The 23,890-nt window shown below is 74.3% G+C and carries 18 protein-coding genes; 11 read left to right on the top strand and 7 right to left on the bottom strand.

Annotated features, from left to right (window positions below; genetic code table 11):
• Nucleotides 1-4: 4 nt before the first annotated feature.
• The gene (locus tag DER29_RS24600; RefSeq protein WP_121400167.1) at nt 5-964 is read right to left on the bottom strand and encodes an ECF subfamily RNA polymerase sigma factor, BldN family; all 960 of its coding nucleotides are present in this window, start codon (nt 962-964) and stop codon (nt 5-7) included.
• Between the two features lie 553 nt (nt 965-1,517).
• On the opposite strand from DER29_RS24600, the gene DER29_RS24595 reads away from it, so the two are divergent.
• Genes DER29_RS24595 through DER29_RS24585 form a run of 3 tightly spaced genes read left to right on the top strand, consistent with a single transcriptional unit; the run spans nt 1,518 to nt 4,168 of the window.
• A complete protein-coding gene (locus DER29_RS24595) occupies nt 1,518-3,251 on the top strand; it encodes an AMP-binding protein (RefSeq protein WP_121399982.1) in 1,734 nt (577 codons plus the stop codon).
• A complete protein-coding gene (locus DER29_RS24590; protein ID WP_121399981.1) occupies nt 3,244-3,495 on the top strand; it encodes a glutaredoxin family protein in 252 nt (83 codons plus the stop codon). The genes DER29_RS24595 and DER29_RS24590 overlap by 8 nt, the downstream gene beginning before the upstream one ends.
• A 22-nt stretch (nt 3,496-3,517) precedes the next feature.
• Nucleotides 3,518-4,168, top strand: coding sequence for an HAD family hydrolase (locus DER29_RS24585; RefSeq protein ID WP_121399980.1), 651 nt, complete (start codon nt 3,518-3,520; stop codon nt 4,166-4,168).
• A gap of 109 nt (nt 4,169-4,277) precedes the next feature.
• On the opposite strand, the gene DER29_RS24580 is transcribed toward DER29_RS24585, so the two are convergent.
• Nucleotides 4,278-4,931 carry a response regulator transcription factor gene (locus DER29_RS24580; protein ID WP_121399979.1) on the bottom strand — a complete coding sequence of 218 codons (654 nt, stop codon included), beginning with the start codon at nt 4,929-4,931 and terminating at the stop codon, nt 4,278-4,280.
• A gap of 24 nt (nt 4,932-4,955) precedes the next feature.
• Nucleotides 4,956-6,257: a sensor histidine kinase gene (locus tag DER29_RS24575; protein ID WP_121399978.1), complete on the bottom strand. Its 1,302-nt coding sequence runs from the start codon at nt 6,255-6,257 to the stop codon at nt 4,956-4,958.
• Between the two features lie 399 nt (nt 6,258-6,656).
• On the opposite strand from DER29_RS24575, the gene DER29_RS24570 reads away from it, so the two are divergent.
• From DER29_RS24570 to DER29_RS24545, 6 genes are all read left to right on the top strand, one after another.
• Entirely contained in the window at nt 6,657-7,427 is a 771-nt protein-coding gene (locus DER29_RS24570; protein ID WP_121399977.1) for a redox-sensing transcriptional repressor Rex, read from the top strand.
• Nucleotides 7,424-8,845 (top strand): glutamyl-tRNA reductase, encoded by a 1,422-nt coding sequence (locus DER29_RS24565; protein ID WP_233600125.1) that lies wholly within the window; start codon nt 7,424-7,426, stop codon nt 8,843-8,845. The genes DER29_RS24570 and DER29_RS24565 overlap by 4 nt, the downstream gene beginning before the upstream one ends.
• A complete protein-coding gene (hemC, locus tag DER29_RS24560) occupies nt 8,842-9,837 on the top strand; it encodes a hydroxymethylbilane synthase (RefSeq protein ID WP_121399976.1) in 996 nt (331 codons plus the stop codon). Before DER29_RS24565 ends, hemC begins: the two co-directional genes overlap by 4 nt.
• Nucleotides 9,834-11,414: a uroporphyrinogen-III synthase gene (locus DER29_RS24555; protein WP_121399975.1), complete on the top strand. Its 1,581-nt coding sequence runs from the start codon at nt 9,834-9,836 to the stop codon at nt 11,412-11,414. Before hemC ends, DER29_RS24555 begins: the two co-directional genes overlap by 4 nt.
• Nucleotides 11,415-11,433: 19 nt before the next feature.
• A complete protein-coding gene (hemB, locus tag DER29_RS24550; protein WP_121399974.1) occupies nt 11,434-12,417 on the top strand; it encodes a porphobilinogen synthase in 984 nt (327 codons plus the stop codon).
• A 660-nt stretch (nt 12,418-13,077) separates the two neighbouring features.
• Nucleotides 13,078-13,809, top strand: a complete 732-nt coding sequence (locus DER29_RS24545) for a multiprotein-bridging factor 1 family protein (RefSeq protein WP_233600124.1) — start codon at nt 13,078-13,080, stop codon at nt 13,807-13,809.
• A 65-nt stretch (nt 13,810-13,874) separates the two neighbouring features.
• Here DER29_RS24545 and DER29_RS24540 read toward each other — a convergent pair whose 3' ends face one another.
• From DER29_RS24540 to DER29_RS24530, 3 genes are all read right to left on the bottom strand, one after another.
• Nucleotides 13,875-17,153, bottom strand: a complete 3,279-nt coding sequence (locus DER29_RS24540; RefSeq protein ID WP_121399973.1) for a lamin tail domain-containing protein — start codon at nt 17,151-17,153, stop codon at nt 13,875-13,877.
• Between the two features lie 97 nt (nt 17,154-17,250).
• On the bottom strand, nt 17,251-18,267 hold the full coding sequence (locus tag DER29_RS24535; protein WP_121399972.1) for a GNAT family N-acetyltransferase: 1,017 nt from the start codon (nt 18,265-18,267) through the stop codon (nt 17,251-17,253).
• 72 nt (nt 18,268-18,339) lie between these two features.
• Nucleotides 18,340-19,920 (bottom strand): lytic murein transglycosylase, encoded by a 1,581-nt coding sequence (locus DER29_RS24530; protein ID WP_370040509.1) that lies wholly within the window; start codon nt 19,918-19,920, stop codon nt 18,340-18,342.
• A gap of 56 nt (nt 19,921-19,976) precedes the next feature.
• On the opposite strand from DER29_RS24530, the gene DER29_RS24525 reads away from it, so the two are divergent.
• Both DER29_RS24525 and DER29_RS24520 read left to right on the top strand, forming a co-directional pair.
• Nucleotides 19,977-20,198, top strand: coding sequence for a zinc ribbon domain-containing protein (locus DER29_RS24525; RefSeq protein WP_121399970.1), 222 nt, complete (start codon nt 19,977-19,979; stop codon nt 20,196-20,198).
• Between the two features lie 100 nt (nt 20,199-20,298).
• Complete coding sequence (locus DER29_RS24520; protein ID WP_121399969.1) at nt 20,299-23,133, top strand: adenylate/guanylate cyclase domain-containing protein; 2,835 nt, start codon at nt 20,299-20,301, stop codon at nt 23,131-23,133.
• Nucleotides 23,134-23,207: 74 nt separating this feature from the next.
• Here the strand turns inward: DER29_RS24520 and DER29_RS24515 are convergent, their stop codons facing one another.
• Nucleotides 23,208-23,744, bottom strand: a complete 537-nt coding sequence (locus DER29_RS24515; RefSeq protein ID WP_121399968.1) for a phospholipase — start codon at nt 23,742-23,744, stop codon at nt 23,208-23,210.
• Nucleotides 23,745-23,890: the final 146 nt, after the last annotated feature.

Below are 23,890 nucleotides of genomic sequence, written 5' to 3'. Positions count from 1 at the left end.
GGGACTACGGTTGGAAGCCGTCGGGCAGCAGCCGGGCCAGGGCGCGTACCGCGCGGTACTGGAGCGCCTTGATCGCGCCCTCGTTCTTGCCCATCGTGCGGGCCGTCTCGGCCACAGAGAAGCCCTGCAGGAAGCGGAGCACGATGCACTCCTGCTGCTCCGGGTTGAGCTGCTTGACGGCGCTGAGCAGGGCCACGTTGGTGATGTGCTCGACGACCGCCGCCTCCGGGCTGCCCTCCGGGCCCCGGTCCTCGCGGTCGGCGTCCAGCACGTCCCCGGTGGTGACCTCCAGCCGGTAGCGGCCGGACTTGAAGTGGTCCGCCACCAGGTTCCGGGCGATGGTGACCAGCCAGGCGCCCAGGTCGCGCCCCTGCCAGGTGAAGCTGCCGATCCGCTTGAGGGCGCGCAGGAAGGTGTCGGAGGTGAGGTCCTCGGCGAGTTGCCGGTTGCCCACCCGGAAGTAGACGAACCGGAACACGGTGTCGACGTACCGGTCGTAGATCAGCCCGAACGCCTCGGACTCGCCGGCCTGGGCCCGCTCGACCAGCCCCCAGACCTCGGTGGCGGGGTCGGACGGGTCCGGACGGCTGGGGAAGCCCGTCGAGGTGTTGACCGGCGCGGCGGCGGCCGGCACCGCCGGGATGACCGCCGTCTCCGCGCCCGACTCGTCGGGCGCCTTGGCCGGCTCCGTGGTGCGGCGGCCCTGCGCCGGCATGGTGGGCCGGGCGGGGACGGCGACCCGACCGCCGGCCGGCTTGGCGTTGCCGCCCGGTGTCGCGGAGCGCGGCGGTGGTTCGTTCTGGTGTGGCCGGCTGCGGGTCCGGCTCGACGTGCCCTCCCCCCGGACGGCGAGGCTGCCCGTGTCGTCCAGCGGATTCCGGGCGGCGGGCCGTTCGTTGAGCGGCCCGCGGATTGCCGGGTTGGTCAGGCCGGCCGGCCGTTCCGCGTATCCGAAGGTGGTCACCGCGCCGCCTCCGTCCCGCCGGCCGACCACGCCGGTCGGCGCGTCGCCGTCGTGGCCCGGCCGGCAGGGCCGGGCAGGGCTGGCTCGGGGTGTGCCGACGGGCGGCAGATCCCCTTGAGGTGCTGGTCCAATGCGCTCACAGGCACGGGGGCCTCCTCGGGCTGAGGGGTGTCGACTCACGGCAAATGGGGTGAGCCGACCCGAGTGATGATAGGGCCAACGTCACCCACGCGTGGCAAGTCCGTTACACAGGGCGGAAGTATTTCCCGTCGCGTCGCACACCTGGCGGACCGGTTGTCCGTCGTGTGCGGTTGACTTTCGGATTGCCGCGTGGTCGCGAATGAAATTCCAGGTCAGCGCGCGCTTCGCGGGGTCGGGCGGGCCGGCGGCGCGGGTGTCGACCCAGGACCGTCCGGCGGGCCCGGCGCGTCCCGGCGTGTCCTGTGGACGGGACCGGTTCCGTCCCGCCCGCGACCATCGGTCGTCCTGTCGACGGGACTTGTACGGGCCGCCGTTCCCGCCGGCCGGGGTGTCCGGTCGGCCTCCGGCGGGCATGGCCCGCAGGCCCCGCGCTGTGCCAGACTCAGCCACCGTGCAGGACGCAACCGACAGCTCCGCCTCGACCCTCGTCGAGCGGCTTCACCGGGCGGCCGCCGCCCACGGCGACCGACCCGCGCTGCACTGGCGCGAGCGGACCATGACCTGGTCCGAACTGGACGCCTCGGTGACGGCCACCGCCCACGCCCTGGCGGCCCTGACCGGGGCGCGACCCGCCGGGCCCGGCCCGACGCCGGGGACCGCCGACCCGCACCCGCCCCGGATCGCCGTCGCGCTCGGCAACTCGCCGGACTTCGTGGTGAGCTGCCTGGCCGCGCTGCGCGCCGGGCTGGTCGCGGTGCCGGTCAACCCCGGCCTCACCGCCCCCGAGCTGCGGCACGTGCTGGCCGACTCCGGCGCCTCGGTGCTGATCGGCACCGAGCGGGTGCGCGACCTGGTCGCCGACGCCGCCGGGGACCTGCCCGCGCTCGTCGCCGTGCACACCGCGCCGCCGGTGGCCGACGCCGGTCACCCGTTCCCCGACCGGGGCGGCGAAGACCTGGCGCTGCTGCTCTACACGTCCGGCACCGAGGGACGCCCGAAGGGCGCGATGCTGACGCACCGGGCGCTGGCGGCCAACCACGAGCAGGTCGGCCGCATCGACCCGTCCGTCGTCGGCCCGGACGACACCGTGCTGCTGGCGCTACCGCTGTTCCACGCGTACGGGCTGAACGCGGGGCTGGGCGCGGTCGTCCACCATGGCGCTACCGGGGTGCTGGTCGACGACCTCGGTGCCGACGCGGGGCTGGCCGTGATCGCCCGGCACCGGGTCACCGTGCTGGTCGGCGTACCGTCGATGGTGGCCGCCTGGTCCACGGCGGACGCCGCCGCCCTCGCCGCGGCGACGACGTCGGTCCGGGTCGTGGTCTGCGGCGCGGCGCCGCTGGAGCCGGCCGTCGCGGCGCGCTTCGCCGAGGTCGCCGGTCGCCCGGTGCACGTCGGGTACGGCCTGACCGAGACCGCGCCGGTGCTGACCTCCACCCTGGTCGGCGGGGAGCCGAAGGCCGGCTCCATCGGCCGGCCGCTGCCCGGCGTCGAGCTGCGTCTGGTCGGGACGGACGGGGTCGACCTGTGGCGCGACGGCGTGGCCGAGCCGGACGACGACGCCGACGAGCTCGACCTCTCCGACGGCACGCCGGGCACCGATCCGGGCCAGGTCGTGGTGCGCGGGGCGAACGTCTTCTCCGGCTACTGGCCGGACGGCCGGGGCGGCCCGGACGCCGACGGCTGGTGGGCCACCGGCGACGTGGCGTACGCCGACTCCGACGGCGGCCTCTTCCTGGTGGACCGGATCGGCGAGCTGATCCTGGTCAACGGGTTCAACGTGTACCCGCACGAGGTCGAGCTGGTGCTCTCCGCGCACCCGGGGGTGGCCGAGTCGGCGGTACTGGGTGTGCCGCACCCGCGGACCGGCGAGACTGTCCGGGCGTACGTGGTGCCGGCACCGGGGCGTCCGGTGACCGGTGAGGAGTTGCTCGCCCACTGCGCCCGCAACCTGGCCCGGTTCAAGTGCCCGACCGCCGTCGAGTTCGTCGACGAGTTGCCGCACTCGGTCATCGGCAAGGTACGCAAGACCCTGCTCCGGACGGCGTCGTCCCCGACGGCCCCGGTGCCGTCCCCGGCGGCGTCGCCGGAGACCCGCCCGCCGGCCCCGGCCGGCGCCAGCACGACGGAGGAGACCGATGCGTGAGCCCCGACTCACCCTGATCACCCGCCCCGGCTGCCACCTCTGCGACGAGGCGAAACTGGCGCTGGACCGGGTGGTGGCGGTCACCGGGGACCGGTGGACCGAGAAGGACGTCACCGACGACATCGAGCTGGAACGCGAGTACGGCGACCGGCTGCCCGTGGTGCTGCTCGACGGCAAGGAGCACGGCTACTGGCGGGTGGAGGAGGAGCGGCTGCTGCGGGACCTGACCACGCCGCAGCTGTGACATCAGGCGTTAGGGTGCTCCGATGACCCCTGCGCGCAACCACCTGGTGTGGGACTGGAACGGCACCCTGCTCAACGACCTGAGCCTGGTGGTCGATTGCACCAACGCCGCCTTCGCCAGCGTCGGCGGGCCCGCCGTGACCGCCGACGAGCACCGGGTGCGGTTCCGCCGGCCGATCGCCGACTACTACGCGGAGGTGCTCGGCCGGGCGGTCGACGACGACGCGTTCGGCCGGCTGGACCGGATCTTCCACGACGCGTACCGCACCGGGCTGACGACCTGTGCGCTGGCGCACGACGCCACCGACGCGATGGCGGCCTGGCCGGGCAGCCAGTCCCTGCTGTCCATGTGGTTCCACGAGGAACTGGTGCCGACCGTGCACACGTACGGCCTCACCGGGCGCTTCGTCCGGGTGGACGGGCTGCGGGCGAGCGTCGGCGGGGACCGCAAGGCCGAGTCCCTCCGGCGGCACCTGACGGAACTGGGCGTGGACGGCCGGGACGTGGTGCTGATCGGGGACTCCGTCGACGACGCCGACGCCGCCGTGTCGGTCGGGGGCCGCGCCGTCCTCTACACCGGCGGGTTCACCGACGCGGCACGGCTGCGCGCCTCCGGCCACCCGGTCGCCGACACCCTCAGCGAGGCGGTGAGCCTGGCGGCCACGCTGCCCTGACCGGTCGGGGCGGGCGCGGTGCGGGTCGGCGGGGTCGGCAGGTGGCGTCGGGTCCGGGTCGGGACGGAGGCACCGGCGTCGGCCGCGGGGCGTCGCGCCGGGCGTCCGGTCAGTTGCGCAGGTAGGCCAGCACGGCCAGGACCCGCCGGTGCTGCTCCGTGTCGGGCGGGAGCTGGAGCTTGGTGAAGATGTTCCGGACGTGCTTCTCGACGGCGCCGTCGGTGACCACCAGGGTCCGGGCGATCGCCGTGTTGGAGCGGCCCTCGGCCATCAGCGCGAGCACCTCCCGTTCGCGCGGGGTCAGCTCGCGCAGCGGGTCGTCGCGCCGACGCCGGGCGAAGAGCTGGCCGACCACCTCGGGGTCGAGCACCGTCCCGCCGCCGGCCACCCGGTCCAGCGCGTCGAGGAACTCGTCGATCGCGGCCACCCGGTCCTTGAGCAGGTAGCCGATGCCGCCCCCGCCGCCGCCGGTGGTGGCGAGCAGGTCGTCGGCGTACGACACCTCGACGTACTGGGAGAGGACCAGGATCGGGGTGCGGGGCACCAGCCGGCGGGCCTCCACCGCCGCGCGGAGCCCCTCGTCGGTGTGCGAGGGCGGCATCCGGACGTCGACGATCGACACGTCGGGCCGGTGGGCCACCACCGCCACCACCAGCGCGTCGCCGTCGGCCACGGCGGCCACCACCTCGTGCCCGCGCTCGGTGAGCAGCCGTACCAGCCCCTCCCGGAGCAGCACCGCGTCGTCCGCGATCACGATCCGCATGTCCTGTTGTCTACCACGTACGGCTCACAGCGGGAGTTCCGCGCGGATCTTGGTGGGCCCGCCGGCCGGGCTGACCACGGAGAGCCGGCCGCCGGCGGCGCGGACCCGGTCGGCTATGCCGACCAGCCCGTGCCCCTTGGCCAGGTGGGCGCCGCCCTGCCCGTCGTCGTCGACGTCGACCTCCAGCCGCCCGTCGTGCCGGGCCACGGTGACCTGGCACTCCGTCGCCCGACTGTGCTTGGCGACGTTGGTCAGCGCCTCGGACACCACGAAGTAGGCGGTGCTCTCCACCGCCGGGTCGAGCCGGCCGGCCGGGCTGGCCAGTTCCGGGTCCACCCGCAGCTCGATCGGGATCAGGCCGCGCCCGGCCAGTGCCGCCAGGGCGCTGGGCAGTCCCCGGTCGACCAGGATCGGCGGCGCGATGCCCCGGGACAGGGCGCGCAGCTCGGCGAGCGTCTCCCGGGTCTGGGTGACCGCCTCGTCCAGGGTGCGCCCGGCGGCCTGCGGGTCGGTGGCGAGCTGCTGGCGGGCCCGGCTGAGGTCCATCGCGAGCCGGACCAGGCGCTGCTGCGGGCCGTCGTGGATGTCCCGCTCCAGCCGGCGCAGCGCGCTCGCCTCGGCGGAGACGGCGGCCCGCTTCTGTTCCTCCAGCACGGTGATCCGGTTGCGCATCTCGGCCACGCCCGTGAGCAGAGCCCGACCGAAGCCGGCCTGGAGCAGCGCGCAGCCCCGGGCCACGATCGGCAGGGTGATCAGGAAGAACAGCCCGATCGCGGTGTGCAGCCCGATCCGGGCGACGGTCGAATCGCCGAGGCCGAGGAGCTGGGGGAGGCCGACGTCCTCCGGGTCGCCGTGCGGCAGCGTCCAGTCGTACGCCCAGTAGAGGGTGCCGGCGACGGCGCCGGCCCACCAGACCAGCGTGACCACGAAGGTGACGATGGCCACGATCAGCTTGAGGATGCCGTGCGCCAGGTCGAGCCAGGACTGCGCGTCCCCCATCGGCACGAAGATCCGCCGCCAGGCGCTCGCGCCGGGCTCGGGGAGCCGGTACTGGGGGCGGATCCGGGCCTGGTGGAGCACGGTGGGGAGGCGGAGGCGCTCGATGTCGGCGAGGCCCCGGGCGGCGTAGAGGGTGCCGCTGAGGATCGGCAGGCCGATCACCGTCACGACCAGCCCCAGCCCGGCAGCCAGGCCGACCAGCAGGACGACGAAGCTGGCCAGGGCCAGCGGGAGGCCCAGCAGCACGTAGCCGGAGTCCAGCAGGAGCTGTCGGGAGATGGTCGGCGCCGGCACGGGCTGATCGGCGGCGACGGGTACGGCGGTCATGTCAAGAGGCTAGGCAGCGCGGGGTAGCCGACCCATCCCGTCGGCCCGCCTCTCCGGCGTAGGGCTGGCCCTACCGTGACCGGATCGTGGGCGAGCCGTGGGCCGCGTGATTGGTCAGAGAAGTCTTAATTGAGCAATAATCGGCGCGCCGGCGCCATCGGCGTCGCCCGGAGGCCGGGCGGCGGCCGGCGGCGGCCACCGGATCGATCTTGCGGAATGGAGGGGCTGGTGAAGCCGGGTCGCGAGCTTTCAAGATCGCGATTTGTGCACGCCTTCACAAGCGCCTACTCTGTAGTTCCGACGCGCCCTGCTAGCACAGCCGGCAATCTCGGTCGCCAGCGGGGATCCCGAAACGGCCCGCCGCACGAGTTGGCCGAGGATCGCACCGCACGGAGTCTCATGAGTCAGCACCGTCACCCTGGCGCGCCCGGCCGCGCCGGTGCCGTACCGGCGCTCCCGGATCTGCCGGAGGCGACCGTCGCGCGGCTCCCGGAATACCTCCGTGCCCTGCACAACCTCGCCGAAACCGGCCACGAGACCGTGTCCAGCGAGGGTCTGGCCAGCGCCGCCGGCGTGAACTCCGCGAAGCTCCGCAAGGACCTCTCACACCTCGGCTCGTACGGGACCCGTGGCGTCGGCTACGACGTGGCGCTGCTGGTCGACCAGATCGAGTACGTGCTCGGGCTCACCCAGCGGCGGGCCGTCGCCCTGGTCGGCGTGGGTAATCTCGGTCACGCCCTCGCCGGCTACGACGGCTTCGCCAGCCGTGGCTTCCGGATCGCCGCCCTCTTCGACGCCGACCCCGCACGGGTCGGCGAGGAGATCAACGGGCTGGTCGTCCGGCACATCGACGAGCTGCCCCGGGTCGCCGTCGAGGAGGCCATCGCCATCGGCGTGATCGCCACCCCGGCCCCGGCCGCCCAGGCGGTGGCGGACCAGCTCGTGGCCGTCGGTGTGACGAGCATCCTGAACTTCGCCCCGTGCGTACTCTCGGTCCCGGAGGGGGTCGACGTGCGCAAGGTCGACCTCGCGATCGAGCTGCAGATCCTGTCCTTCCACGAGCACCGCAAGGCATCGCTGACCGCGCTGCCCGCCACCGGTGGGTCCGCCCTCACCGCCCTGCCCGGGGGGCTCGCCGTCACCGACCCGCAGGAGGCGATAGGCACGTGAAACTGCTCGTCGTCGGCGCGTCCTACCGCACCGCTCCCGTCGCCACGCTGGAGCAGCTCGCGGTCGGCCCCGCGGACCTCACCCGCACCCTGGACCGCCTGGTCGCCCAGCCGTACGTGACCGAGGCCGTGCTCGTCTCCACCTGCAACCGGGTGGAGATCTACGCCGCCGTGTCCGGTTTCCACGGCGGCCTCGGCGACATCTGCGCCGTGCTGGCCGAGCAGGCCGGCTGCCAGCCCGCCGCGCTCGCCAACCACCTCTACGTGCACTTCGACGCCGCTGCCGTGGACCACGTCTTCCGGGTCGCCGCCGGGCTCGACTCGATGGTGGTCGGCGAGGCGCAGATCCTCGGCCAGCTCCGCGACGCCTACCATTCCGCGACCGGGGCCGACAGCGCCGGGCGGCTGCTGCACGAGCTGATGCAGCAGGCGCTGCGGGTCGGCAAGCGGGCGCACGCCGAGACCGGGATCGACCGGGCCGGCCAGAGCGTGGTGACCGCCGCGCTGGAGCTGGCCGCCGGGCACCTCGACGGCGACCTCGCCGGCCGTCCCGCGCTGGTGGTCGGCGCGGGCGCGATGGGCTCGCTGGGCGTCGCCACGCTGTCCCGGCTGGGCGCCGGGCCGCTCACGGTCACCAACCGGGGCGCCGACCGGGCCGTCCGGCTGGCCGAGGCGTACGGGGCCAGTGCGACACCGATGGCGGAGCTGACCACCGTTCTCTCCACAGTGGACATCGTAGTGGCCGCCACCGCGGCCACCGAAGCGGTCCTCACCCGTGACGTGGTGACCCGGGCGCTCGCCCGGCGCGACCCCGGCCGGGGGCCGCTGGTCCTGCTCGACCTGGCCGTGCCGCGCGACGTGGAGGCCGGCGTCGCCGAGCTGCCCGGCGTCGAGGTCATCGACATCGACCGGATGGCGACGCTGCTCGCCGACGGGCCCGCCGCCGCCGACGCCGCCGCCGTCGAGCGGATCGTGGCCGGCGAGGTCGACGCCTTCCTCACCTGGCTGCGCGGCGCCGACGTGGCGCCCACGGTGGCCGCCCTGCGGGGCCGCGCCGACGACGTGGTCGGCGCCGAGCTGCGCCGGCTCGCCCAGCGCCGCCCGGACCTCACCGACGACCAGCGCGCCGAGGTGGCCCGGACGGTGCACCGGGTCGTGCAGCGGCTGCTGCACCAGCCGACCGTGCGGGTGCGCCAGCTGGCGGCCGAACCCGGCGGCGACCAGTACGCGGCCCTGCTGCGCGAGCTGTTCGACCTCCAGGTGCCGCAGACGTCCCCGGTCGACAACGTTCCCGACATCGTGGCCGGCGACGCCGCGCCGCCGTTCGGCCTCGCCGACGTCCCGCCGCCCGTCGGTCACGCCGACATTCCACCGTCGACGGGTTCCGCCGACGTCCCGCCCATCGGAGGTGAGCGATGAGCACGCCCCTGCGCCTCGGTACCCGGGGCAGCAAGCTGGCGATGGCCCAGTCCGGCCACGTCGCCGAGGCCCTGACCGCCGCCACCGGCCGGCCCGTCGAGCTGGTCGAGGTGGTCACCGCCGGCGACCGCTCGTCCGCGCCGGTGCACCGGCTCGGCGTCGGTGTCTTCGTCTCGGCCCTGCGCGACGCGCTGACCGCCGGCACCATCGACTTCGCGGTGCACTCCTACAAGGACCTGCCCACCGCGGCGGCGGCCGGGCTGCACATCGCGGCGGTGCCGACGCGGCAGGACCCGCGGGACGCGCTGGTCGCCCGGGACGGCCGGACGCTCACCGAACTGCCCTCCGGCGCGACCGTGGGCACGGGCGCGCTGCGCCGCATCGCCCAGCTGCACGCCCTCGGGATGCAGCTGGAGGTCACCCCGATCCGCGGCAACGTCGACAGTCGCCTCGCGCGGGTGCTCGGCCCGGAGGCCGACCTCGACGCGGTCGTCCTGGCCCGGGCCGGGCTGGCCCGGATCGGGCGTACCGACGCGATCACCGAGACGCTCGACCCGATGCTGATGCTGCCCGCGCCCGCCCAGGGCGCGCTGGCGGTGGAGTGCCGGGCCGACGACACGGACCTGGTCGAGCTGCTCGCCGTGCTCGACCACGCACCGTCCCACGCCGCGGTCACCGCGGAACGGGCGCTGCTGGCCACCCTGGAGGCCGGATGCTCCGCTCCGGTCGCCGCCTACGCCGTCGTCGCCGAAGGCGAGCCAACCGGCTCGGGTGCCGAGGGCGATGTCGTCCAGGAGATCTATCTGCGCGGGGCGGTGATCAGTCCGGACGGTACGAGAGACCTCCGGCTGTCCCGCACCGGAACGCTCGCCGACGCGGCGGAGATCGGCAAGGCACTCGCCGCCGAACTCCTCGACCTCGGCGCCGACTCGATCCTCGGCCACGATGGACACGCCGGCCCGGGGACCCAGCAATTTGGGAGCACAGAATGACCCGCACCCGTAAGCCCGTAGGCCGCATCGCCTTCGTCGGGGCCGGTCCCGGCGACCCGGGCCTGCTGACCCGCCGGGCGCACGACGCCCTGGTCGACGCCGACCAGGTGGTGTACGACCGGGGAGTCCCCGAGTCGCTGCTCGACGCCGTCCGCGCCCAGGCCAGGGAGGACGCTCAGTTCACCCCGGCGGAGGGCGCGCCGGGTGACGTGGCGAAGGTGCTGATCTCGGCGGCCCGTTCCGGGCTGAACGCGGTGCACCTGGTCGCCGGCGACCCGTTCGGCCACGAGTCGGTCGTCAAGGAGGTGCAGGCGGTCGCGCGGACCGCCGCGCACTTCGAGGTGGTCCCCGGCGTTGGCCAGGCCGAGGGGGTGGCGACCTACGCGGGCGTGCCGCTGCCGGGCGTACGGACGGCGGCCGACGTCGAGGACGTCAGCGCGCTGGACTTCGACGCGCTGGCCGCGGCCGTCGGGCGGGGCTCGCTGGCCCTGGCCGTGGACGCCGGTGACCTCGCCGCGATCCGCGACGGGCTGCTCGCGGCCGGGGTGGACGGCACCACCGGCGTCGGGGTGACCGGCGACGGCACCGGCGAGACGCAGTACACCACCACCTCGACCGTCGACTCGTTCGTCGCGGCGGCGCTCGGCTTCACCGGCCGGGTGGTCCTCACCGTCGGCGAGGGCGTCGGCCAGCGGGACAAGCTGAGCTGGTGGGAGAACCGGCCGCTGTACGGCTGGAAGGTCCTCGTGCCCCGCACCAAGGAGCAGGCCGGCGTGATGAGCGCGCGGCTGCGCGCGTACGGGGCCATCCCCTGCGAGGTGCCGACCATCGCGGTCGAGCCGCCGCGGACCCCGGCCCAGATGGAGCGGGCGGTCAAGGGCCTGGTCGACGGCCGGTACGCCTGGGTGATCTTCACCTCCGTCAACGCGGTCCGCGCGGTCTGGGAGAAGTTCGCCGAGCACGGCCTCGACGCCCGGCACTTCGGCGGCGTCAAGATCGCGTGTATCGGTGAGGCGACCGCCGACGCCGTCCGCGCGTTCGGCATCCAGCCCGAGCTGATCCCGTCCGGGGAGCAGTCCTCCGAGGGGCTGCTCGCCGAGTTCTCGCCGCACGACGAGATCCTCGACCCGGTCGGTCGGGTGCTGCTGCCGCGCGCCGACATCGCCACCGAGACCCTCGCCGCCGGGCTCACCGAGCGCGGCTGGGAGGTCGACGACGTGACCGCCTACCGGACGGTCCGGGCCGCCCCGCCGCCCGCCGAGATCCGGGACGCGATCAAGTCGGGTGGCTTCGACGCGGTGCTCTTCACGTCCAGCTCGACGGTGCGCAATCTGGTGGGTATTGCGGGGAAGCCGCACGCCCGTACCGTCGTTGCAGTGATCGGGCCCAAGACAGCGGAGACCGCGACGGAGTTCGGCCTTCGGGTCGACGTCCAGCCGCCGCACGCCTCGGTCCCCGATCTGGTGGAGGCGCTCGCCGCCTACGCCGTCGAGCTGCGCGAGAAGCTCGCCGCCATGCCGGCGAAGCAGCGTCGTGGCTCGAAAGTGCAGGGGCCGACCGCCCTGAGGTTCCGGTAGTCGTAGCAGGAGGTCCGTGATGCCGTACCCCGAGATCCGGCCCCGTCGGCTGCGCCGCAACGCGGCCATCCGGCGGCTGGTCTCCGAGACCCGTGTCGACCCGGCCGAGCTGGTCGTGCCGATGTTCGTCAAGGAGGGGCTGACGGAACCGCGGGCGATCGCGTCGCTCCCGGGGGTGCTCCAGCACTCCCGGGACTCGCTCCGCAAGGCCGCGGCCGAGGCGGTCCAGGCGGGCGTCGGCGGCATCATGCTCTTCGGCGTGCCGGAGCGGCGGGACCCCACCGGGTCCGGCGGGATCGACCCGAACGGCATCCTCAACGTCGCGATCCGCGACGTCGTGGCCGAGGTGGGCGACGCCACGGTGGTGATGAGCGACCTCTGCCTGGACGAGTTCACCTCGCACGGGCACTGCGGCCTGCTGGCCCCCGACGGGAGCGTCGACAACGACGCCACGCTGGAGGCGTACGCCGAGATGGCGGTCGCCCAGGCCGCCGCCGGGGTCGGTGTGGTCGGGCCGTCCGGGATGATGGACGGCCAGGTCGCCGTGGTACGCCGGGCGCTCGACGCCGCGGGCCACCAGGACGTGGCCGTGCTGGCGTACGCCGTCAAGTACGCCTCGGCCTTCTTCGGCCCGTTCCGGGACGCGGTGGAGTCGGCCCTGGAGGGCGACCGCCGCGCTTACCAGCAGGACCCCGCCAACCTGCGGGAGTCGCTGCGCGAGGTCGAGTTGGACGTCGCCGAGGGCGCCGACATGGTGATGGTCAAGCCGGCGCTGCCGTACCTCGACGTGGTGTCGGCGGTCCGCGCGGCGGTGGACGTCCCGGTCGCCGCCTACCAGGTCTCCGGCGAGTACGCGATGGTCGAGGCGGCCGCCGCCAACGGCTGGATCGACCGGGAGCGGGTGATGATGGAGACGCTGACCTCGATCCGTCGGGCCGGCGCGCAGATCATCCTCACCTACTGGGCGGTCGAGGCCGCCGGACTCCTCCGCCAGCGCTACTGACCTGGCCTGGCCTGGCCTGGTCCGGCCCCTTCGTGGGGATGGTGCCGGCGCCGACCGGGGACGACAGCGGGCCGCCTCCTCCGTCGCCCCTCCCGGGCACTCGCCGGATCCTCACCTGCCCGCTCGTCGTCCAGGTCGAGGGGCTGGTGCTGATGCTGGTGCTGTCGTCGTCGCTGGCATACACGGGCATCGGCGCTGGTCACGGCTTCGAGCAGGCGCCCGCCTCGCACGTCAGCAGCAGGCGCTCATCCATAACGCTGAGTAGTCGCCCTGTGTGCCGGATGCCGCCGCCCTTCGGACGCTTTGCTCTGCATCCTGATACGCACCAGCAACCCTGCGTGCCTGGTGCGTATGGGAATGCAGAGCAAAGAGCGCGCGGGGGTTGGGTGGCCCCGAGAGGTCTTAGCGCTGAATTAGCAGTTCACGGCGCTGTCGACGTCATCGGCGGTGGTCCAGCCCTCTTCAGGACCGAGGCTGTCTTAACTTAGGGTAGTGAACGGCTGAGATACTGCATCTGTTACGGAGCGTTACCGTCTTACTGGAGAGCTTTCCCGGGTGTAGCGGCAGGACCCGTCGCTGGTTTTCCACAGGCGGCTGCGTTTTCCACAGGCGGAGCGGGCGGGATTGCGGGAGAGGCGTCGCGGCCGGGACCGTGACGGGATGACCGAGCTTCCCGTCGAACCGGAACGTGACCGGTCCCAGGATTCCGACCAACTGCCTGGCTCCGACCAGTTGTCCGCTCCCGCTGGGCCGTCGGGTCCCGCCGGGCCGTCCGGCTCCGCCGGGCTGTCGGGTGCCGCCGGGCTGTCGGGTGCCGCCGGGCCGGCGAACGTCGACCAGACGGCGGGCTCCGACCAGGCGGCGGAATCGCGGGAGCGGTCCGTGATGCTGACCGAGCCGTTCGACACCCCGTGGCCGGCCGCGGGCATCGTCCGGGCGGTCCGGCGGTACGCCAGCCTCAGCCAGCGGGAACTGGCCCGGTGGGCGGGGGTGAACCATTCCACCGTCGGGCGGATCGAGGCGGGCCGGCTAGTGCCGAGCATCCTGCTCCTGCGCCGCATCATCGGGGTCGCCGGGTTCCGGCTGGCCGTCGTCGACGAGTTCGGTCGGGTGCTGAAGCCGATGCGGGACTGGCAGGACACCCGGGACGGGGCGGGGCGTCGCTACCCCTCGCACCTGGACACCATTCTCGACCCGGAGCCGGGCGAGTGGTGGGCGGACATCTACGGGCTGGCCCGCCCGCCGGAGACGTTCTACCGCGACCGCAGGGTCCGCGACGCCATGCGGCGGCGCAGCCAGTGGGAGGTGCGGGTGGCGAAGTACCGAAGCGTGCCCCCGCCGCCGCGCGTGCCCCCACCGCCGCGGGTGCCCGACTCGCGTTTCCCGTGGTGAGCGGACGGCCCGCCGCCCAGGGGACTCCTGGGCGGCGGGCCGTCGGGACGAGCTCCGGCGTGACGTCAGTCGTCGTCGGTGATGGTGCCCACGGCGAGCGGGTCGGCCAGGCGCAGGCCCGGCACCCCGGCCACCACCAGGTTCAGCTTCTCGTCCGCCTCCCGCTTCCGGTCACCGCGTACGGCCACCGGGAACGCCAGCGAGGTCTGCCCGGCGGCCAGGACCTTGCAGCCGACGTACGGGTCGTAGTCGGCACCTGCCTGAGCCGTGGTGCCGTAGGTGGCGGCGCAGAGCAGCACCGACTGGGACAGCGGGCGCGACACGGTGACCGTGTAGGTCAGCGGCCGGCTGCCCCGGTCGCCCTCGACCATCGACGCGTCGCTGACGCTCAACGACGCCCGGGAACGGAAGCGGGCCACCTGCGGGTCGTGGTCGCTGGAACCCCGGCTGCCGTCGGCCGCGTGGTCGGCCGGCCAGTCGGCATTGACGTGCGCCGCCCGCATCTGCACCAGGTCCCGGTGCAGCGCGCCGTTCACGAACAGGTGGTCCAGCGTCTGCGCCTGCCCCTCGAAGCTGTACGAGTAGGCGGACGACGGCGCGTCGGCGAGCAGGTCGTCCCAGAGGTTGCGCATGCCGGCCTCGTACAGCGGCCCGAGCTGGTCCGACGGGGTGGGCTCCGCCGCCGTCGCGATGGGATCGTCGGGGCGGGGGAAGACGTTGAGGTCCCCGCCGTAGACCACCCGCGCGTGCGGGTCCGACGCCTCGATGGCGGTGACGATCGCGGCCCCGTACGCGGCCTGCTCCCGGCGCTGCCCGACCCGGCTGTCCGGGCCCGACGAGTAGTGGTTGCTCGCCGCCCACAGCGTGTACCGCTCGGCGGAGCCGGGGGCGGCCGCGACGGTGAACTTGCCGAGTTGCGGGGCGCGGGTGAAGACGTTGTCGCCGTCCTTGCCGGTGGACGTGTCCACGTCGGCGGGGAGCACCGCGTTGAGCGCCTTCGGGTTCTGCACGTCCGCGTTGCCCGGCAGCCCCGCGCCCCGGTACCGCACCGTCGGCGCCGAGCCCAGCAGCGGGTCGCCGGCGGTGGGCGCCGCCAGCGACACCCGGTCGGTGCGGAACAGGAACGCTGCAGTGATGCCCCGGGCGTCCGCGCCCGTGCGGTCGTACGCGGCCTGGTAGGCCGGGCCACCGGCGGCCGCGATGACCAGCGCCAGGTCCTGGAGGCTGTCCGGCGCGCCGTCGGCGTTGTCCGTGCTGCCGCAGACCAGAGCGCCGCCGGAGACAGAGCAGATGTCCTGGTCCTCGGCCTCCTGCACCAGGATCAGGTCCGGGGAGTGCAGGTCGGTGGTGATCTGGTCGGCCAGCGCGGCGAGCTGCTCGCGGTACTCCTGCTCGCTGCCCGGGACGTAGTCGAACGGCGGGCGCACCCCGGTGCAGCCGGCGTTGCCGGCGAAGTCGCAGCCGTCGAACGGGTCGTCGCGGTAGTCGTACAGGTTCTCGACGTTGTAGGTCGCGACCGCGACCTCCTCCGACCGGTTGGCCGGCTTCGGCGGGTTGTTCTTCGACGGGTCGGCCCCGCCGGTGAACGCGGCCGCCTCGACCTGCACGCCGTACTTCTCGAACGAGTAGTAGAGCCCGCCGACCGCGTCGGCGGTCAGCGTGTCGAAGGTGCGCGCGGGCGGGAGCAGCGCGGCGCTGTCGCCCGTGCTGCCCTTGACGCCCATGCTGCCGAGCAGGATGCGCTGGCCGTTGCCGTCGTCGAAGCGGCGGGTCGGGTCGTTGTCCAGCGGATGCGCGTCCCGGAACACCCGGCGGGCGTACGCGTCGGCGCGGTCGAGCAGCGGGTCGTCCCGGTCGATCACGAAGATCTCCGCGTCGGCGGTGGAGGCGAAGACGTTCCGCCCGCTCACCGCGCCGCTGCCGGCGCGCACCCGCAGCCGGGCGCCCTCGTGCCGCTCGAAGAAGCGCTGCGCCGCCGCCACCTCGACCGGCGGCACCGCGTCGGTCACCTCGACCTCGGCGTTCACGTCCACACCCGAGGCGATCCGGCGGACCAGCGACGCGCCGGAGAGCTGGGTGAAGTTGAAGTACTCGGAGACCCGGGCGCGCAGCACCACCTCGTCGCCGACCGTCGGCACGTAGCCGCCGATCAGCGACGTGAACGAGCCCATGAAGACGAAGATGCCGTCCGAGCTGGTCGGGTCGCCGTCGGTGGCGTCCGAGCGGCTCTGGAGGAAGAAGCCGCGCTGGTCCCGGCCCCCCGAGTCGCGCGCCAGGGTGAGCTGGGTGATCACGCCGCGTACGTCGTACAACGTGCTGCTGGTGCCGTTGCCGGACGCCGGCGCGAGCGGCGACCGGTCGGCGGGGCCGGCCTCGCCGTCGGTGGTCGGGCCCTGCACCTCGCCGACGGTCAGCTCCCGGGTGACCTGCACGGCCAGGGTGCAGGTGGCGGTGTCGCCGTCCGCGTCGGTGGAGGTCAGCACCACGGTGTACGCCCCGGCGGCCAGGTCGGCGCTCGTGCCGACCGTGGCCCGGGCGGTGCCGCCGACCGTGTCGGCCGGGTTGACCGCCGAGCGGCTGACGGAGCCGGTGGCCGGGGTCGGGCTGACCGAGGTGACCGCCAGGTCGACGATCCGGTCGTCCGCGTCGGTGGCGGTGACCTCCCGGGTGGCCGCCGTGCCGGCGGAGGTCACCAGCGTCGGGCCGCAGGTGAGCGTGGCGGGCGCGTCGACCGGGCCGCCGCCGTCGACGGCGTGCGTGCCGAGGCCGTCGAACGTGTCGACGGGGAAGCCGGCCCACTGCGCGGCCGGGTCGAACGCGTCGGCGGGGTCGGTGTCGCCGGACGTCACGGCGGCCGACCGACGCAGCGTGTTGTCGGCGGTGCTGGTGACGCCCGCGCCCCATTCGGTGCCCGGGTCGACGCCGACCTGGCCGATCGAGTCGAGCACGGTGCCGCCCCGACGCAGCACGATGGCGTCGTCGCCGTTGAACAGGCTGGCGCTCGTGGTCTGGTCGGCCCGGTCCAGGATGCCCGGCGCGGCCGAGGCGGCGGCGAGGACGAAGGCGTCGCCGGCCGCGACGGTGCCGGTGAGGGCCAAGTTGGTCGGCGTGGTGGAGCCGTTGAAGTGCAACTGGAGTTGGTAGCCGCCGGCGGCCAGGTCGACGGCGGCGCCGGTGCCGTTGAACAGCTCGATCGCCTTGTTGTTCGACGAGCCTTCGACGTACTCGGAGATGAAGAGGTCGGTGGGCGCGGCGCTGGCCGCGGTGGGTGCGACGCCGACAGCCGCGACAGTCACGGCGGCGGTGGCGGTCGCGAGCGCGGCAAGAGTGCGGCGCGGGCGCATGAGGCCTCCACGATGGGTGGACGGGGAACTAACGCACGTTAAGGGTCGGTGCTGACCGCCGTCCATCCCCCAGCGGACGGAATAGTGAACGTTCCGGTCAGCGTCCGGCGTCGAGGCGGTGCACCAGCTCGGCCACGTCGATGCTGTATTCGCACCATTCGCGGTCCGGGCGGTAGCCCAACTCGGCGTTGACCTTGAGCATGGCCTCGTTGGCCTGCGCGTTCCAGGTCTGCACCTCGGTCAGCTCCGCCTCCGCCGAGCGCAGCTCCATCAGCATCCGGGCCTTGATCGCCCGGTCGATGCCGTAGCCCCGGTGGTCCTGCACGACGATGGTGTCGTACTGGTCGGCGCGGGTGGGATGCTGGACCGGCACGACCACCTCGGTCAGCCCCGCGACCTCCCCGGTCTGCTCGTGCAGGGCGAGCACGATGTAGGGCTTCATGCCCCGCCGGTGCAGGCAGTCCAGACTGTCCCGCAGCCGCTGCGGGTCGTAGGAGCTGGGGCGCAGCTCGCCGTCCTCGACGTCGCGCACCTCGGCCTTGGCCCGCGCGTACGCCTCGATCAGCTCGTCCGGCGGGCCGCCGGGGTGGAACTCCAGGTGGTAGCCCGCGCTGATGCCGGTGGCCATCTCGGACAGCTCGGCCCAGTCCACGCCGGACAGGTCCAGCACGCTGCGGGTCTCGACGTATTCCTTTGAGAAGCCGAGCGACTCGTAGAAGGCGACGGCCGGCGTGTCGCCGACCACCTCCACCCCGATCGACTGGAAGCCCTCCTGGTAGACCCGCCGGGCGGCGGTCAGGACGAGGTCCCGCCCGAGGCCCGTGCGCCGCTCCGACGGGTGCACCAGCACCTCCAGCACCCCGATGTCGCCGAGCAGCAGCACGTGCACGTGGCCCAGGATCGCCCCCGGGCTGCCGTCGGCCGCCGGCTCCGCCTGGGCGACCCAGGAGATTCGCCGCTCGCCGGGCATCACCTCGGCGAGGTATTCCCGCATGGAACTCTCCCGCCACGGCGGATCCTGCGGCAGATCGGCCGCCAGGACCGCGTTCAGCGTGTCCAGCAGCGACGCGATCTCGGCGGACGACGCGGTCCTGGGGTCCCACTCGCGCACCATCACCCGTCTAGCTTGCCGCTAACCGCTGCCCGGGGGAAGTGTCCAGTTCTCCAATGTATGCGGACGATCACTTCACGTGCGGCTCGCCTGTCCGTACCGGTTGGCGGTGTCGTAGACGTCCTGGGCGTACCGACGGACGTCGTTGTAGGACAGAATCGCGTTCCACCAGTCGGCCGGGATGGTCAGGTTCCGGCCGCCCTTGCAGAGGTAGTTGCCGGCGGCGAGGGCGGCGTCGTCCAGGTCGTGCGGGTCCTTCACGCCGTCGTTGTCGGCGTCGGCCCCGATCTCCTGCCAGGTCGTCGGGATGAACTGCATCGGCCCGACCGCCCGGTCGAGGACCGGGTCCTTGTCCATCACACCGCGGTCGGTGTCGGGGATGCGCATCCGGCCGCCGTTGCCGTCCAGCGGCAGGCCGATGATCTCGGGCAGCGCCTTGCCGTCCTGGCCGAGCCGGGCGTTGTTGGCCTGGCCGTGCCCCGACTCGACGAACCCGATGGCCGCCAGGGTGGTCCAGCTCAACCCGCAGCTGCGGTTGGTCTGGGCGAGCACCACCTCGGCGTAGCCGTACGCCTGCATGGCCACCGGCGAGATGCCGACCTTCGGCCCGACCTGGGCGGCCCAGCCGGCGAGCGCGTCCGACGGCCGGCCGGTGGTCCCGCCGGGCAGCATCGTCCCGCCGGGCAGCGGCGTGCCGCCGGGCAGCGCCGTCCCGCCGGGCAGCGCCGTCCCGCCGGGTAGTGGCGTGCCGCCGGGCAGCGGTGCCTGCGGAACGGCGGTCGGCGCGAAGGAGGTGGCGTCGACCGCGACCGGACGGGGTCCCCGGGCCGTCGCGGGCACCAGCAGCGCGCCCGCCGCGGCCGTCGCCGCGACCAGGGCGAGCAGGAACACCCCGGGCAGGGTGAGCCGGCCGCTGGGCCGTCGCGACCAGTCGCGGGTGGCGCGGGCGGCGGTCATCGCGATGCGGTGCGGCGGCCGGCGTACGGCGTGCGCGAACTGCACCCGGCGGCGCCGGGGCCCGGTGGCCGCTTTCGTGGCGGGCACGTCGACCTTCGTCTCGGCGAGGTCGCCCGCGCCCGTGGCCGACGCCGCGCCGGCGTCGTCACCGCTCTTCGCCCCGGACCCGGTCGTCGGGGCCCCGGCCACGCCGCCGCTCTTCGTGCCCGGGGCGGTCCCGTCGCCCGGCTTCGCGGCCGTGCCGGCGCTGTCGTCCGGCTTCCCGGTCGTGGCCGGCTCCGTGTCGGTGGCCGGCCCGTCGCCCGGCTTCGCCTTCTCGGCCAGCGTCGCCTTCTCGCCCGGCTTCGCCTCTTCCACCGGCCGCGCCGCGGCGGTGGGCTCGGCGGCCGGCCTGGTCTCGGTGACCGCCTTCGCATCGGCGGCCGGCGTCGCGCTCTCGGCCGGCTTCGCCTTCTCCGCCGGCTTCGCGTCGGCGGTGGGCTCGGTGGCCGGCTTCGCCTCGGCGGTGGGCTCGGTGGCCTGCGTGGTGTCGGCGGCCGGCTTCGTGTCGCCGGCGGCCGTGGACCTCAGCCAGGGGCGGCGGGGACGCGGCAACCGCGTCGCGGGTTCGGGCGCGGCGCCGGAACCCGCGAGCGGTCCGTCGATCGGTGCCGCCGGCCGCAGGGGCCGAAGGGTCGTCCTGTCCTCGCCGTCCGCCACAAGTTGAGTATCACCCATGTCCCCCCGTACGTCAGGACCGGTCGTACCCTGGTGCCATGCCCCGGTACGAGTTCCGTTGCCGCGCCTGCGGCGACACCTTCGAGGTCAACCGTCCGATGGCGCAGGCCGCTGAGCCGGCGTCCTGCCCGCAGGGGCACGCCGACACGGTCAAGCTCCTCTCCACCGTCGCGGTCACCGGCCGGGGCGGTGGCGGTGCGGCCGGTGGCGCGCCGGCGCCGGCCGGTGGAGGTTGTTGCGGCGGTGGCTGCGGCTGCTGACCGGTGGGTCCGTAGTCGGGCCGGGCCCGACCGTTCTCACGATGCGTGATGGTCCGGTATCAGGCAGCATGAGTCCGACGTCACGGGCGGAGGTTCCACCATGTCGCCACGGATCCACCTCCCGAGCGGGTTGGTGACCTTCGTCTTCACCGACATCGAGGGCTCCACCCGGCTCGCCCAGCTGCTCGGGCCGGACTACCCGCCGGTGCTGCGGGAGCACCGCCGCCTGCTGCGCCGCACGATCGCCGCGACCGAGGGCGCGGAGCTGCTGACCGAGGGGGACTCGTTCTTCCTCGCCTTCGACGACGCGACCGCCGCGCTGACCGCCTGCCTGACCGCGCAGCGGGCGCTAGCCAGCCACGAGTGGCCGACCGCCGACGCCGTGCCCCGGGTCCGGATGGGCCTGCACACCGGCTGGGCGGAGCCGCGTGACGGCGAGTACGTCAGCCCGGAGGTGCACCGTGCGGCCCGGGTCGCCGCCGCCGCCCACGGCGGGCAGGTGCTCTGCTCGGCTGCGGCGGCGCGGCACGCGGAGCCGCTGCCGCCCGACGCGTCCCTGATCGACCTCGGCCTGCACCGGCTGCGCGGCTTCGACGACCGGGAGCGGCTCTACCAACTGGTCGCGCCCGGCCTGGAGCGGCAGTTCCCGCGGCCCCGCACCGCCGACGCGACCGCGCACAACCTGCCGACCCCGGTGACCTCGTTCGTCGGCCGGCACGCCGAGCGGGCCGAGCTGAAGCGGCTGGTGGAGGCGCACCGGCTGGTCACCGTCCTCGGCGCGGGTGGTGCGGGCAAGACGCGGCTGGCCGTGGAGCTCGCCGTCGACCTCGTGGAGTCCCATCCGGACGGTGTCTGGTTCGTCGACGTCGCCGCGGTCACCGACCCGGGTCTGGTGGCGTTCGAGGTCGCCGCCGTGCTCGGTCTGCGTCCCGAGCCGGGCCGCCCGATGGTCGACACGCTGGTCGAGTACGCCGCCGCGCGCCGGATGCTCGTCCTGCTGGACACCTGCGACGCCCAGCCGGCCGCCTCGGCCGACGTGATCTCCCGGCTGCTCGCCGGCGGGGTGGGCGTCCGGGTGCTCGCCACCAGCCGGGAGTCGTTCGGCCTGCCGGGCGAGGTGGTCTGGCGGATCCCGTCGCTGTCGGTCGACCCGCCGACGGAGGGGGCGGAGAGCGACGCGGTCGCGCTGCTGCTGGACCGGACGGCGGCGGCCCGGGGCGGCCGGCCGCCGGACCCGGGCGAGTCGGCCGACCTGCGGCGGGTGGTGCGGCGGCTGGACGGGCTGCCGCTCGCCATAGAGCTGGCCGCCGCCCGGCTGCGGGTGCTCTCCGTGGGGCAGCTCGCCGAGCGCCTCGACGACGTGCTGGGCACCCTGGACGCGGGCCGGGAGGACCCGGATCTCCCGGTGGAGCCGGACCGGCCGGGCGACCGGCAGGACACGGTGGACCTGGTGGCGGCGGCCGTGGGGATGGTGCCGCCCAGCCCGGCCGTCCGGGCGGTGCAGCGTTCCGCCACCGAACGGCACCTGACCATGCAGGCCACGGTCACCTGGTCGTACCGCACGTTGGGGCCGCGCGCCGCCCGGCTGCTGCGCTGGCTGGCGGTCTTCGCCGGCCCGGTCGACCTGGCGACGGTGGAGTGGCTGCTCGGCGACGACCCGCTGGATCCGCTCTCGGTGCTGGTCGACAAGTCGATGGTGCTGGCGGAGCCGCACGCCTCGGGCAGCACCTACCGGATGCTCGACCCCATCCGGGCGTACGCGGCGCGGCGGCTGGTGGAGGCGGGGGAGGAGCGGTCGGCCCGCGACCGGCACGTGGCATGGTCGACGCACGCGCTGGAGCGCGCCCACCTGGGGCCGGACGGGCGGCCGGTGACCCTGTCGCTCTACGCCCTCGACCCGCTCGCCGGCGAGCTGCGCGCCGCGTTGCGCTGGTGCGCCACCGGCGGCAGTGCCCGGGCCGGCCTGCGGCTGGCCGGGGGCCTCGACCAGTGGTGGCGGGAGCGGGGCCTGGCCCGGGAGGGGCGGCTTTGGCTGTTCCGGCTGTACGGGCGCATCGCCGAGACGGGGGAGCGGATCCCGGAGGCCGAGCTGGCGGCGGCGTACCACATGCACTCGCTGCACGCCGGCGCGGACGGCGAGTTCGGCGAGGAACTGCGCTACTCCCAGCGGGCGGAGGCGGCGGCCCGGCAGGCGGGCGACGCCGGCCTGCTCGCCCGGGTGCTCGCCGGGCGGGCGGCCCCGCTGGTCGACATGGGACAGTTCGCGGAGGCGGAGCGGATCTGCCGCGAGGTGATCGACTGGGCTTCCGGCCAGGAGGTGCTCGGCGACGCGCTCTTCGGGGTGTTCAGCCTGGCCGAGCTGCTCTGGCGGCGGGGCGCCCTGGACGAGGCGGCGGAGCTGCTGGGCGCGGCCCGTCCGGTGGAGGCGGCGCGCCCGGTGGAGCGGGGGCGCCGCTCGGTCGACATGCTGCTCGGGATGGTCGCCCTGGCGCGCGGGGACCTGGTCGCCGCGCACGAGCACCTCCAGGTGGCGCTGCGGTCGCGGATGAGCCACGGCTTCCACGGTCGGGCCTGCGACACGCTGAACGCGATGGCGGTGCGCTGCGCGGTCGGTGGCGACGGGCTGACGGCGGCCCGCCTGTTCGGCGCGGCGGGGGCGACCCGGGCGAGCATGCGCTGCGCCCCGGGCATCTACGGCGGGTACTGGGCGCAGCGGCAGGGGGAGCTGCGTCGGGAGTTGGGCGACGCGACCTTCGACGACGCGTACGGCGAGGGGACCGAGCTGGGGCTGGAGGAGGCGGCGGCGCTGGCCCTCGCGGTCGAGCATCCGGACCTGGCGGTGGGCTCGGCGAGGTTCGGCGCCGCTCCCGCCCGCGTGGCTCCCCGCCAGCCCGTCGCCTCGGACCGTCGCCGGCACCACACCGGCCACGCCTGACGACACCCCCGCCGGTCGGGGTCCGCGTCACCCGGGCGGGCCGGGGACGCGAACCCCTGGGCGGTACGGGTCGGTCAGCTCAGGCCGGCGCGGCGCTCGGCGTCGGCCTTCATCCGGGCGGCGCGGTCGATGTCGGCCTGCTGCACGGCGGCGACGGAGCCGAAGGCGCTGACGGCCTGGTAGTACGTCCAGGCGAGGCTGGTGCAGGCGGGCCGCACGGCGGCGTTGTACGTGGCGCAGACCCGCTTCAGGTCGGCGTAGAAGGCGCTGTCGAGGCGGGCCTTGTTGGCCGAGAACCGGCTCATCGCCTTGTAGTTGCGGTAGCCGAAGTCGTGCCGGTAGCAGGAGAGGCTGAACTTGAAGCCGAGCGGGTTGTCCGGGCTGGACGAGCAGTAGTCGGTCGACCAGTTGAATCCGTACGCCGCCCAGGCGCCCTGGTTGAGCCGGCCGGAGTTCCAGGAGTTGTAGCTGGTGGCGCTCGTCTGCGTCCAGCTGGAGAGGACGGACAGCTTCTGCGAGGTCGTGACGGCGGCGGCGGGGGAGGAGACCCCGAAGACGAAGAGCATCGTGAGCGCGGCCGAGGCGAACAGGGTGGTGAGGCGTCTGGGCACGGGTACCTCCGCGGGGGATGTGCGGGCGGGACGGGGGTTACCGGCGGGTCACCGGAGTGCCGAACAGTGTCGATCATGAATGGCTCCGGGGGGTGCGGTGCCCGCGAACATTTGGTGACAGGCGTCGAAACAGACGAATGCCCCGG

Origin of the sequence: Micromonospora sp. M71_S20 (genome assembly GCF_003664255.1) — a bacterium.
Classification (GTDB): domain Bacteria; phylum Actinomycetota; class Actinomycetes; order Mycobacteriales; family Micromonosporaceae; genus Micromonospora.
Note: the sequence above shows the minus strand (reverse complement) of the source record. Positions and strands in the feature narration are given on the sequence as shown.